We start from the raw sequence: 12,149 nt of genomic DNA, 5'->3' as shown, positions 1-12,149 counted from the left end.
GGAACCTCGTGATCATCGACGCCCACACCCACGTCTGGCCCGACAAGATCGCCGAGATCGCACTGGGGGGCAACCGGGTCGAGGGACTCGAGGCTCGCGGCGACGGCACCGTCAGCGGACTGACCCGCGACATGCAGGCCAGCGGCGTCGAGGTCAGCTGTTGTCTGGCGATCGCCAACGAGGCCCGCCACGTCGACTCCGTCAACCGTTTTGTGGCCGGCCTGGCCGACGAGACCCACGTGGCGTTCGGCACCGTCCACGTCGAGCTCTCGGTCGAGGAGAACCTGGCCAGCCTCGAGCGGCACGGCGTCCAGGCGGTGAAGATCCACCCGCTGTTCCAGAAGTACGCCCTGGACGACCCACGCCTGTGGGAGATCTTGGAGGCGTTCGGCAGCGACTACGCCGTCATCACCCACGTCGGCGAGGGCGGTGACGCGTTCACCAACAGCCTGTCGAGCCCGAAGATGATCCGCGACATCACCCGGCAGTTCCCGGACCTGCGGCTGATGGCCTGCCACTTCGGCGGCTACAAGATCCTGGACGACGCCGAGGAGATGCTCGCCGGTGCCGACGTGGTGCTGGAGACCTCCTGGCCCCCGAGCCTGGCCACCCTGCGCCCCGAGCGCGTCCGCGACCTGATCCGCAAGCACGGCGCCGAGCGCATCGTCTTCGGCTCCGACTGGCCGATGACCAGCCCGGCGGAGGAGATCCGGGCGATCGAGGCGCTGGGGCTCACCGACGACGAGGTCAGGATGGTCCTCGGGGGCACGCTGGCCAGCGTGCTGGGGGACAGGCTGCCTGCCTGATCGCCCTGGCAGAGGGGTCGAGGCTCAGGCCTGTCCCCACACGATAGGAGCGTCCAGGACCTCGGGGAACTTCTTCTCCGCGTAACGCATGTACTGACGGATGTGCTCGTGCATCGAGGCGGCCGCGGCGGCGGGGTCCTTGGACTCGATCGCCTTGTAGATCTGCAGGTGGGCCTCGTGCACCGCCTCACGGCGGTACTCGGGGTACTCGATGCCGATGGCCGAGCCGTCGAGGATGCCCAGGAGGGCGTCGACCAGGTAGCCGAACATCGCGTTGCCCGACCCGTGCGCGATCACGTCGTGGAAGCGCTTGTTCTCCTCCAGGAAGATGGACTGGTTGTCCAGGTTGGCGTGCATGGTGTCCACGCTGTCCTTGAGGGACGCCACGTCGTCGTCGGTCATCCGCTCGGCACACAGCTGCGACATCATGGGCTCGAGGCCCAGCCGGGCCTCGGCGATGGTGCGGAACGGCGCGTTGGAGAACTGCAGCAGCAGGGTCAGCGAGGTGGCCAGACTGGTGGCGTCGGGGTGGACGACGACGGGACCTCCGCCGGGCCCGGGCTTGAGGGTGATCACGCCCTGGAGCTCGAGGAAGCGCAACGACTCACGCAGGGTGCCGCGACCCACGTCGTACTTCTCCAGCATCAGCCGCTCGGGGGGCAGCCGGTCACCCACCAGGTTGCCGCGGTCGTTGATGTCGGCGACGATGCGCTGGGCTACCAGCATCGCGGTCTTCATGGGCCGCAGTGGGTTGGTACTCATCGTGGGTGTCCCCCCTCGGTGGAACCTGTGACGTGGTGACGACAGATTCGTTGGATGATAGTCATCTAATCGGCGAACTGGCCCGCACGTTGGCTCTCACCAAGCACGCAGTCTGTCGTACCAGTTCGTCCCGTGCTGCGGAAGCGGCGGAGGACGCTCCGGTGAAGCGGAGGAAACCGTGGCACAGAGTGCCGTGGTCCACCAAGGCCACAGGGACGCCGCACTCGCGGAGCCGAGCCGCGTGGGCGACCCCCTCGTCGTGGAGTGGGTCGTGGCCGGCCACCACGACGAGCGCCGGGGGCATGCCGCTCAGGTCGGCGCGCAGGGGGGCGACCTCGGTGGACGCGCGGTCACCGTGGTCGGGGACGTAGAGGTCGAAGCAGTGCTCCAGATCGGCCCTGCCCAGCGGGAACCCGTGCTCACAGGCTCGGTAGGAGTCACGCCCGAAGTCGGTGTCGGACACCGGATAGACCAGGACCTGGAAGTCGACGCGCAGCCCGTCGGCGCGTGCTCGCAGCAGGCACGCCGCCGCCAGGTTCCCGCCGGCGCTGTCGCCGGCGATCCCGAGCGGCACGTCCGCGAACTCCCGGGTGGTCCAGACCAGCGCGGCCTCGGCGTCGTCCAACGGCAACGGGTAGGGGTGCTCGGGGGCGAGGCGGTAGTCGACGCTGACCACCCTCAGGCCTGCGTCCCGTGCGAGGAAGCGGCACAGCTCGTCGGGGTAGTCGAGGTCGCCGGTGAACCAGCCACCCCCGTGCAGGTAGACCAGCGTGGCGCTCACCTCGCCCGCAGGCGTGTAGACCCGCACCGGGACCGGCGGCCGCGTCTCCGTGCCGGGGACCTGGAGCTCCTCGACCGAGCCGACCTCGGGGCCGGCGGAGCAGAGCCGGTGACCGAGCACGATGCGCTCCCGGTTGTCGGCAACCGACGTCCGGGTCATCGGCGTGGCGCCGGAGGCGTCCCGTCCCCGGGCCAGCTCGGCCAGGCCGGCGTCCATCGGCTTCGAGGCGGCGGGCGAGGAGACCAGCGGGTTTGCCAGCCACGGAGCGGTCACGGCGTCAGCTCCCACTCACCACGCCGCGCTCCGCGAGATCGGCGACCGTCTCGGGCCTCAGCCCGAGCTCGTCGACGAGGACCTCGCGGGTGTGCTGGCCGATGCCCGGGACACCGTCGTAGACGGGTCCGTCGTAGTCCTTGACGTGCAGGATAGGGCCGGGCATCAGTGCCTGGCCGAAGACGGTGTTGGCCAGCTCCACCAGCGTCCGTTCGGCGAAGTGCGGGTCCTCGGTGACGTCCTTGGCGTCGTTCACCGCCGCCGCCACCACCTCGTGCTTGTCCAGGACGACCAGTGCCTCGTCGCGCGGGTAGGACCTCACCCAGTCGATGACGATCTGCTGCATGGCGTCGTTGTTCGCCATCCGCGCGGTGTTGGTGGCGAAGCGCGCGTCGTCCTTGAGGTCGGGCCGCCCCATCGCCTCGAAGAGCCTCAGGGCGATCGACTGGTTGGAGGCCGCGATCGAGAGCCACCCACCGTCCGCAGCCTCGTAGATGCCGCGCGGGGAGGCGGCACCGGAGGCGTTGCCGTGCCGCTTCATGATCGTCCCGCTGGCGGTGTAGTTCAGGACCGCGTCGCCCAGGATGAACATCAGGGGCTCGTAGAGGGCGACGTCGACCTCGGAGCCGTGGCCGCTGAGCTCGCGCCGGAACAGGGCCATCGAGGTGCCGAACGCCGCCGAGATTCCGGCGATGGAGTCCGCGAACCCGAACGGCGGCGCCGTCGGGGGAGTGTCCGGCCACCCGTTGAGGAACGCGTAGCCGCTGGCCGTCTCCGCGACCGTGCCGAAGCCGGGACGCTCGCTGTAGGGACCCGTCTGCCCGAAGCCGCTGACCCGGGTCATCACGAGCCGCGGGTGGTCGGCGCTGAGCTGGTCGTAACCCATGCCCCAGGCTTCCATGCGACCGGGACGGAAGTTCTCGATGACCACGTCCGCGCCCTTGATCAGCTCCTTGGCGACCGCGCGGCCCTCTTCGTGGCGCATGTCGATGCCGACCGAGCGCTTGCCGGAGTTGAGCCGGGAGAAGCCGATGGCCAACCCCTCGTGCGCGGGCTGCCACTGGCGGGCGAAGTCGCCGGAGGTGGGATCCTCGACCTTGATGACGTCGGCGCCGAAGTCGCGGAGCATCCGGCCGGCCGTGGGGGCGGCGTACATCGAGCCGAGCTCGACGACCTTGACCCCGGCGAGCGGGGCGTGCTGACTGGTCATGACGTGGCGAACCCTTCGTAGCTGTTGTCGGCGACCTTCTGGCAGATCTGCCGGTAGGCCCCGACGCCACCCAGGTACAGCGCGAAGACCCGCGGCTTGCCCGGGACGTTCGCGCCGACGTACCAGCTGTTGCCCTTCATGAAGAGCGTGGGCTGGGCGACCTCGTAGACGTGGTGGGTCCACTGCTCCTGGGGCTCGAGCTCAGCCTCCGAGCGCGTCAGCCCGTTCTTGGCCAGCCAGTTGATGTGGTCGGTGATCCACTCCACGTGCTGCTCGATGGAGATCAGCACGTTGCTGATCACCGAGGGGCTCCCGGCGCCCGCGACGACGTACATGTTGGGGAAGCCGTGGGTGCTGATGCCCAGGTAGGTCTGCGGGCCGTCCTGCCAGGCCTCCGAGAGTCGCCGGCCGTCCACACCCACGGGGTCGATGTGGAAGAGGGCGCCGGTCAGGGCGTCGAACCCGGTGGCGTGCACCAGCATGTCCAGCTCGTGCTCGGCGCCGCTCGCCAGGAGCACGCCGCGCTCGGTGATCCGGTCGATCGGGTCCGCGTGGACGTCTACCAGCGACACGTTGTCGCGGTTGTAGGTGTCGTAGTAGTCGATCTCGAGCACCAGACGCTTGGAGCCGAAGGGGTAGCCCTTGGGGGAGAGGCGCTCGGCCGTGCCGGGGTCGCTGACGAGCTGCTTGATCTTGTCGCGCACGAAGGCGCCGGCCCGCTCGGCCGCGACCTCGTTGGTGCGGATGTCCTTGTACGCCGCGAGGATGTCCGGCCCGCCTCGCTCCCAGTGGCCCTCGAAGGTCTCGATCACGGCCCCGGGGTCGACATCCAGGGCCGAGTCCTCGCCGATGTGCCGGTGGGTGCCACCCGGGTGGTTCCGGGCGATCTCGCGGTACTCCTCGAAGTTGGACTTGAGCTGGGCGGCGTACTCCTGGTCGAGCGGGCGGTTGCGCGCCGGGATGGCGTAGTGCGCGGTGCGCTGGAACACCGTGAGGTGATCGGCCTGCCGTGCGATCTGGGGGATCACCTGGACGCCCGACGAGCCGGTGCCGATCACGCCGACCCGCGTGCCGCTCAGGTCGACGCCCTCGTGCGGCCAGTTGCCCGTGTGGATGGTCTGGCCGCCGAAGTCGTGGACTCCCGCGATGTCGGGGAGCTGGGGCACGGCCAGCTGACCCGTGGCCATGACCACGTGGGCGGCGGTGATCCGGTCTCCCTGACTGGTCGTCACGTGCCAGGCGCGCTCTTCCTCGTCCCAGACCATCGAGACGACCTCGGTGTGGAACGAGATGCCGGAGCGCAGGTCGAACTTGTCGGCCACGAAGTTGATGTAGGCCAGGATCTCGGGCTGGGCGGGGTAGCGCTCGCTCCAGTTCCACTCCTGTACCAGCTCGGGCGAGAACGAGTAGCAGTAGTCGACGCTCTCGATGTCGCACCGTGCGCCGGGATACCGGTTCCAATGCCAGACGCCACCCACCTGGTCGGCGCGCTCCACCAGGTGGACCGAGTGGCCCATCTCGCGCAGGCGGTAGAGCGAGTAGAGGCCGGAGAAGCCGGCCCCGACCACCAGGGTGTCAAGCCGGGTGGGGGGTGCGATGCGATCTGTCACGGGGTTCCTCTCGAGCGCAATCAATGCATATGAATACTAACATTCATGAGAGGCGTGCCACAAGGGTGCGGGCCCGAATGCGCGATCCGGACCCGCGCCCCGGGAGTGTCAGTTGGTGTGGGCGACGTAGACGTCGCACGGGGCGTGTGCCGCGACGTCCCGGGCGATGCTCCCAAGCACCCGGGCGATGCCCTGGACCCGCTTGTTGCCGACCACGATGACGTCAGCCTCGAGGCGCTCGGCCTCTGAGATCAACACATCTCCCGGTCGCCCCTGGGCGGCCGAACTGCTGGTGCGGGCCTCGTCGTGGGTGATTCGCCCTGCTATCTCGGCTGCGATCGCAGCAGACTCCTCGGCGATGGAGACGCGCTCCGTCCTGTCACCGGCGTCGATCTCGGCGACCTGGTCGCGCGCGTAGGCGCAGACCACGTGCAGGTGCGCGCCGGTGGATCGGGCCAGATTGGCGGCCGTCCTGGCGGCGCGCTCTGATGGCTCGTTTCCGTCGACGCCGACAATGATCATCTTCATGGCGAACCTGTCTTCCGCTCAGCCCCCTCTGAATGAGGGCGCCATACTATGTTAACCATTGGCATGGTGCTTGGAAACTCCGTAGGGGGCGGCCGGCTCGGGCAAGACGCGGCAGCTCGCCGCGCAGCGAGCGCAGGTCGAATCACCGGTGGGCGGATGCTGGTCGTGACGCCGCCCAGGAAGGCCGCGCAGGTGGCGTCCGGGGAGGTCGGCGCGGCGGCGCACTCGGTGGCGTGGCTGCTGCACCAGCACGGCTACCGCTGGGATGGGGACGGTTGTGCGCGTGGGCAGGTGGCGGCGATGAGCGCGATCTGCGTCTGCGGCGGCGGGGGAGCAGACGGCGGCAGCTGCTCGTACCCGTGACCCGGCGAGGGTGAACCGCGGAGGTGAAGTTCCCCAAGATGGGGGTTGCGGGAACGGCCGGAGAAGTTCACCAAGTTGTGCGATGCGATGGCGACTGGCGGGGCGTTGGATGAGTGGCGTCGAATCCACCCAGAGGACCGTCCTGGGGTTCGCGTCCTCGTCCGGCGAAGGAAGAGTGACGATGAAATCGACCCGAAACCTGATCTGCCTGACGACTGCGGTGGTGCTCGCCCTCGGGGGCGTGTCGACGGCCTCCAGCGAAGCCCACACCGGCCACGTCCCCGGGGGCGATGCCAGCGGCGCCGCCGTACGAGCGTGGAACGAGATCGCGGTGAAGACCCTCATCGACCTGCCCGGCCCCGCCGGCGGCGCCCCGCCGGCCGCGCAGGTGCACGTGGCCATGGTGCAGGGCGCCGTCTTCGACGCGGTCAACGCGATCGGGCGCAAGCACTACAGGTCCTATCTGCTGACGAAGCGCTTCTCCGCGCGGGCCTCGAAGGACGCCGCGGTCGCAGCGGCGGCCTACGGGGTGCTCCGGGAGATCGTGTCGACGGTGCCGAACGTTCCCGAGGCCAGTCGTGCCACGGTGCTCGCCACGCTCGCCACGCAGTACGGGGAGGCGCTGGCCCTGATCCCCGACGGATGGAGCGAGACGAAGGGGACAGCCGCCGGCCAGGCCGCCGCCGCGGCGATGATCGCGGCTCGAGCGGACGACGGACGGTTCGGTCCCTCGCAGTGGGTGCCCAACCCAGCTCCCGGGCACTGGTGGCCGCAGACCAACCCGGCCACCGGGCAACCCGTTCTCGATCCCACCCCGTGGGTGGGTGGGGTGGACCCGTTCACCGTGAAGTCGTCCTCGCAGTTCCGCACCCGCGGCCCGCTCCGGCTCTCCAGTGCCAAGTGGGCCAAGGAGTTCAACGAGGTGAAGGCCATCGGCGCAGTGTCCGGCAGCACCCGGACGACGACGCAGACCTACATCGCCCGTTGGTGGCAGAGCACCCCGGTCAAGAGCTGGAACGACGTGAGCCGCGAACTCGCGATGCGCAACGGCCTGGGCGCGCTCGAGACCGCCCGGCTGCTCGCGCTGCAGAACCTGAGCGGGGGCGACGCGGCGATCAACTGCTGGAACGACAAGTACCACTGGGACTTCTGGCGTCCCTGGAACGCGATCCAGCGCGCCGCGGAGGACGGCAACCCGGCAACGACCCCGGACCCCGCCTGGCTGCCGCTGATCGCGGCGCCGTATCCCGATCACCCGTCGGGCCACCTCTGCCTCGACGGTGCGCACACCCGCATCCTGCGGATGTTCTTCGGTGACCGCGTCGCTGGCGGCTTCTCGATCACGAGCATCTCGCCGTTCCTCCAACCCGCGGATGCGACCACTCGAAGCTTCGACAGCTTCTCGCGGGTGCTGGACGAGATCGTCGAGGCCCGCATCTGGGCCGGCCTGCACTTCCGCACCGCCGACCTCCAGGGCAAGACGCTCGGCTTGAGGGTCGCGAAGTACACGGCCGCGCACTATCTGCAGCCGGTCCACCGCCACCATCACCACCACTAGCGTCCGCGAGGAGCTGGTGGTCCCCACCCCAGCGCCTCGGCCCGGGGAGCCATTGGCAGTCGCCGGTGATCACGATTCACTGAGCAGCCCCCGAGCGTATGGCGGGCACTCGCGGCAACGGGATGACACACCGACCTGGAACGTCCGCCCGTCGACCCGACGGTGATTGACTATCGGTCGTGGCCGAACCCACCGACGTCGAGCACTTGGTCAAGCAGCTGATGGCCGGAGCCAGTCCCGAGGAGGGCACGGCCCTCCTGGACGCACTGATGAGCGGGCATGTCTCCAGCATCCTCGAGAAGTTGAAGCGCGATGAGGCGCCGACGCTGCTCCCGATCCCGACCGAGATCCGCGGGTTCCGCGTGCGCCTGGACCTCCACGGAGCGAAACCGCCGGTCTGGCGCCGGGTCGAGCTGCCGGGCGACCTCACGCTGCCGCGGCTGCACGCCGTGATCCAGACGTCGATGGGGTGGTGCGACAGCCACCTGCACCGGTTCCGCACCCGCTCCGACCCCCGAGCGCCGTACTTCGCCACGGCCTTCGACCTCGACGAGGGCTACGACGACGAGGAGGGGATGCTGGAGGACGACGTGCGACTCGATCAGCTCCTCGCCGCGAAGAGCGACGAGCTCTGGTACGAGTACGACTTCGGCGACGGCTGGGACCACCGGCTGGTGGTCGAGGAGGTCCTCGCCGAGCCGCCGTCGGCGGTTCGCTGCACCGGGGGTCGGATGGCCTGCCCACCAGAGGACTGCGGCGGCATTGGAGGCTACGAGCAGCTGGCTGTCTGGGTCCGCAGCGGGTACGACGGTCGCTTCCTTCCGGACAATTTCGACGACGCCGCCCACGCCCACGAATGGCTGCCCCTCGACTGGCACCCCGACCACTTCGACATCGACGAGACCAACGCCGCCCTCACCGTCGCGGTGTCCGAGCCGGTGACGGTCACCGGGGAGCTGGCCGACCTAGCCGAGCAGTTGGACCGCCGCGGCATCCGCCTGTTGCGTGAGATGCTCGGCCGCCCGCTCTCTCACGAACCGACCGAGGTCACCGACGCCGAGGCCGCCCGCATCACGGAGACCTATCGGATCTTCCTCGACGTCGTCGGTGACGGCGTGACGCTCACCGGCGCCGGCTACCTTCCGCCCGCGATCGTAGAGCAGTTCGCCGAACGCAGCGGCATCACCGGCTGGTGGATCGGCAAGGCCAACCGGGAGGACCTGACGCCACCGGTCGCGGAGGTGCACCGGACGGCCCGAGCACTCGGGCTGGTCAGCGTCCGCAAGGGACGGCTGAGCCCGACCGCGGCCGCTGTCCGGTCCCGCCAGGACCCTCAGGCACTCCGGCGACACATCGCCGGTCGACTCCCGCTGGGCGCCAAGGACTTCGATCGTCAATCGGGCTGGATGGCGCTGGCCGCGGTCGGCAGCGGTACGCCGGCCCAGGAATGGCACAGCGAGATCGGCGACCTGATGTTCGCCCTGGGCTGGCGGGACGGGTACGACAAGACCTCACCGCCGCCGGCTCGCAGTGCGACCCTCGACGTCCTCGAGCACCTGGCCGGTGCGGTACGCACCCGATGGCGCAAGGTCGAGGGCGTCGACCCCTCCGTCGCAGCGACCGCCCGCGCGGCGATCCGAGAGACCTGACCACGGAAGCGCCGCAGAGCGACTGCTGTGCGTCGCCCACGGAGCGCACGCGACTCAGCAACGAGAGGACGTCGGTGACTCGCATACGCGTGCCTCGAACGGTGGGACGCCATGGACGACCTCGGGGTCGATTGAGATCGCGCCAGCAAGGCCATGCGCCAAGGGTACGGAGGTTCATGGTTCAGCGAGTCGAAGCCCGCGGGTCAGTCTGCTGAGCCGGTCGGTACCACGGACCCGCCAGCGATCGTTGCCCGTGATGTCGACGGCCGACTGCCACGCCTCGCGGATGACCTGCAGGAGCCTGAGGTCACCCCAGATGTCGACGAGAAGGGCCCGTCGAGCCGGTCGACGAGTTCCCCGGGCCGGTCGCGGCACAGGAGCAGCTCCCACCAGCGATGGCGCGGCGTGGACGTGCTCGTCGTCCTCACTGAGACCCGTCCGTCCCTATGGCGACAGATTCTCGTTCGGCTTTCACTACGATTGGGCCATGAGCCAGACCGTCGGAGAGCGCCATTCGGTGGTCGTCGCGCGCATGCGTGAGCAGATCCGCGCTCTCGCGGCACGCCACCACGCCACCGACGTCCGCGTCTTCGGCTCCATCGCGACCGAAGCCGACACCGAAGCCTCCGACGTCGACCTGATCGTGCACTTCACCGCCGATGCGAGCCTGTACGACCAAGCCGGCCTCATCGAGGAGTTGCGAGACCTGCTCGGCGTCGAGGTCGACGTGCTCTCTGACGGGGCGCCCGGCATCGAGAAGATCGCCCCGGTCATCGCGGATGAGCGTCGGCCCACTCGACGACCGGGTTCGCTAGTCGCTGTCCTACGTCCTGGGGTTTGCCGACGAGGTGCAGGCATACGTGGTCGCGCACGGGGAGCAGCACTTCTACGCCGATCGGCCCACGCAGCTTGTCGCTGAAGCTCTGCTCCACCGCATCGGCGAAGCCGTTCACGCCTCCCGGGCGACTTCATCGACAGTCACCCTGTGATTGCTTGGCGGTAGATGAAGGGCATGGGTAACGTCGTTGCCCACCAGTACGGCTTCATCGACTACCGCATCGATCGCAGCCGTGCGGTCATGGACGCCGCGCTCGGCGACGACGGCAGCCGGAAGGCGTCCCGGGAACTGGTGACAGAAAATCACTGCCACAGTAGTGCCGCAGTAACCCCTCTTGACTAGCGTCTTCGCAGGTCAGAGGGGGTAAAGCGGATGGGCTGACCTGTAGGCCGGGTTCTGTCCTCGGGCCCCTTGCGGGGATCCCGATGGGCGACCATCCATCTACGACGACCGTTGCCGGCCGCCTCCAGCAGTCCACCCGCGCACTCGGGCGGGTCGCCCTCGAACGTGCGCGCACCGTGGTCCGGAGACCGCGGCTTCTCGACCTTGCTCCAGGTGGGGTTTACCGAGCCGACCCGGTCGCCCGGGTCGCTGGTGGTCTCTTGCACCACCGTTTCACCCTTACCTGCACCTCTGTCGCCAGGGGAGCAGGCGGTCTTTTCTCTGTGGCACTGTCCCGCGGGTTGCCCCGGGTGGGCGTTACCCACCACCTTGCCCTGTGGAGCCCGGACCTTCCTCGCCGTCCTCCCGAAGGAGTACGCCGCGGTCGCCCGGCCAGCCCATCCGCGCATTCAGGATGACACACCCGGGCCCTTCGTGCGCACCGGGCTTGCCGGGGCCGGGATCGGCTTCCAGGGCGGTTTCGTCGACTCCGGCTCGCGCGCCATCAGATCGAGCTGGAAGAGCAGGGTGCCGAGGTCGCCTATCAGGTCGTGGACACCGTGGTAGGCGGCCTGGTGCTGGGGATCGCTCGAGTTCCGCAGGGATTCCATCGCGAGCAGCGCCTGGCATGCGTGCTGCGCGGCGGCCGCAACACTGTTCTCGAGCGTGGCGAACTGAGACTTGTCCATCGGTCACCTGCCGGGGTCGGAGTGTCTCCACTATGCGTGATGAAGATCACCTAGATTGCCACAGTCGGTCCCCAACTCGTCCACATCTCGACGGCACCCTTCCGGGTGATCGGTGCGGCGACCTGGCGGTTGAATGGACCACGTGATCCCTGACGGCTACGAAGTCCAGGTGCTGGCCGACGACCACGCGTCGGCACTCGCAGCGGCGTACGACCGCAACCGGGAGCACCTCGCGCCCTGGGACCCGGTGCGGCCGCCGGCGTTCTTCACCCCGGCTGGTCAGGCGGCCGACGTGGTGGCCCGCCTCGACGTCGTACGACGCGGGCTCGGAGCGTCGTGGGTGCTGCTCCGAGGCGGGGAGGTCGTCGGCCGGGTCAACCTCAACAACATCGTCCGTGGTGTCTTCCAGAGCGGCAGCGTGGGCTACTGGGTCGACCGCGACCACGTCGGGCGTGGCCTGGCGACCGCCCTGGTCGGCCACGCCGCGGAGCGGGCCGACGAGCTGGGGCTGCACCGGCTGGAGGCCGGCACGCTGACGCACAACCTCGCCTCGCAGGCGGTGCTGCGACACAGCGGGTTCGAGGAGTTCGGCCGCGCGCCGTCGTACCTCTTCATCGCGGGGCAGTGGCGCGACCACGTGCTGTTCCAACGGCTGCTGCACGACGGGCCGCCCGGGAATCTGGTCGATTGACGCATGGTTG

At 69.1% G+C, this 12,149-nt stretch carries 12 protein-coding genes and 1 other RNA gene; 6 read left to right on the top strand and 7 right to left on the bottom strand.

Annotated features, from left to right (window positions below; genetic code table 11):
• Positions 1 to 8: 8 nt before the first annotated feature.
• On the top strand, positions 9 to 806 hold the full coding sequence (locus tag MUB56_RS20665; RefSeq protein WP_244928896.1) for an amidohydrolase family protein: 798 nt from the start codon (positions 9 to 11) through the stop codon (positions 804 to 806).
• A gap of 24 nt (positions 807 to 830) precedes the next feature.
• On the opposite strand, the gene MUB56_RS20660 is transcribed toward MUB56_RS20665, so the two are convergent.
• The 5 genes from MUB56_RS20660 to MUB56_RS20640 form a co-directional block, all read right to left on the bottom strand.
• Positions 831 to 1,568, bottom strand: coding sequence for an FCD domain-containing protein (locus MUB56_RS20660; RefSeq protein WP_244928895.1), 738 nt, complete (start codon positions 1,566 to 1,568; stop codon positions 831 to 833).
• Positions 1,569 to 1,629: 61 nt separating this feature from the next.
• Positions 1,630 to 2,622: an alpha/beta hydrolase gene (locus tag MUB56_RS20655; RefSeq protein ID WP_244928894.1), complete on the bottom strand. Its 993-nt coding sequence runs from the start codon at positions 2,620 to 2,622 to the stop codon at positions 1,630 to 1,632.
• Positions 2,623 to 2,626: 4 nt separating this feature from the next.
• Positions 2,627 to 3,832, bottom strand: coding sequence for a CoA transferase (locus MUB56_RS20650; RefSeq protein WP_244928893.1), 1,206 nt, complete (start codon positions 3,830 to 3,832; stop codon positions 2,627 to 2,629).
• Entirely contained in the window at positions 3,829 to 5,442 is a 1,614-nt protein-coding gene (locus tag MUB56_RS20645; protein ID WP_244928892.1) for an NAD(P)/FAD-dependent oxidoreductase, read from the bottom strand. Before MUB56_RS20645 ends, MUB56_RS20650 begins: the two co-directional genes overlap by 4 nt.
• Positions 5,443 to 5,550: 108 nt before the next feature.
• Complete coding sequence (locus MUB56_RS20640) at positions 5,551 to 5,970, bottom strand: universal stress protein (protein WP_244928891.1); 420 nt, start codon at positions 5,968 to 5,970, stop codon at positions 5,551 to 5,553.
• 544 nt (positions 5,971 to 6,514) lie between these two features.
• Here MUB56_RS20640 and MUB56_RS20635 point away from each other — a divergent pair.
• The 4 genes from MUB56_RS20635 (at position 6,515) to MUB56_RS20620 (ending at position 10,720) form a co-directional block, all read left to right on the top strand.
• The gene (locus MUB56_RS20635; RefSeq protein ID WP_244928890.1) at positions 6,515 to 7,891 is read left to right on the top strand and encodes a vanadium-dependent haloperoxidase; all 1,377 of its coding nucleotides are present in this window, start codon (positions 6,515 to 6,517) and stop codon (positions 7,889 to 7,891) included.
• A 179-nt stretch (positions 7,892 to 8,070) separates the two neighbouring features.
• Positions 8,071 to 9,540 (top strand): plasmid pRiA4b ORF-3 family protein, encoded by a 1,470-nt coding sequence (locus MUB56_RS20630; protein WP_244928889.1) that lies wholly within the window; start codon positions 8,071 to 8,073, stop codon positions 9,538 to 9,540.
• Positions 9,541 to 10,027: 487 nt separating this feature from the next.
• Positions 10,028 to 10,459: a nucleotidyltransferase domain-containing protein gene (locus MUB56_RS20625; RefSeq protein WP_244928888.1), complete on the top strand. Its 432-nt coding sequence runs from the start codon at positions 10,028 to 10,030 to the stop codon at positions 10,457 to 10,459.
• Between the two features lie 93 nt (positions 10,460 to 10,552).
• Entirely contained in the window at positions 10,553 to 10,720 is a 168-nt protein-coding gene (locus MUB56_RS20620) for a hypothetical protein (RefSeq protein ID WP_244928887.1), read from the top strand.
• A gap of 27 nt (positions 10,721 to 10,747) precedes the next feature.
• Here MUB56_RS20620 and rnpB read toward each other — a convergent pair.
• Together rnpB and MUB56_RS20610 are read right to left on the bottom strand one after the other, a co-directional pair.
• Positions 10,748 to 11,160: RNase P RNA component class A (rnpB, locus tag MUB56_RS20615), an RNA gene on the bottom strand.
• A 9-nt stretch (positions 11,161 to 11,169) separates the two neighbouring features.
• Positions 11,170 to 11,448: a hypothetical protein gene (locus tag MUB56_RS20610; RefSeq protein ID WP_244928886.1), complete on the bottom strand. Its 279-nt coding sequence runs from the start codon at positions 11,446 to 11,448 to the stop codon at positions 11,170 to 11,172.
• Between the two features lie 142 nt (positions 11,449 to 11,590).
• On the opposite strand from MUB56_RS20610, the gene MUB56_RS20605 reads away from it, so the two are divergent.
• Positions 11,591 to 12,139, top strand: a complete 549-nt coding sequence (locus tag MUB56_RS20605; protein WP_244928885.1) for a GNAT family N-acetyltransferase — start codon at positions 11,591 to 11,593, stop codon at positions 12,137 to 12,139.
• Positions 12,140 to 12,149: the final 10 nt, after the last annotated feature.

Origin of the sequence: Nocardioides sp. W7 (genome assembly GCF_022919075.1) — a bacterium.
GTDB lineage: Bacteria > Actinomycetota > Actinomycetes > Propionibacteriales > Nocardioidaceae > Nocardioides.
The sequence above is the reverse complement of the archived record's forward strand: the minus strand, read 5'-3'. Positions and strand labels throughout refer to the sequence as shown.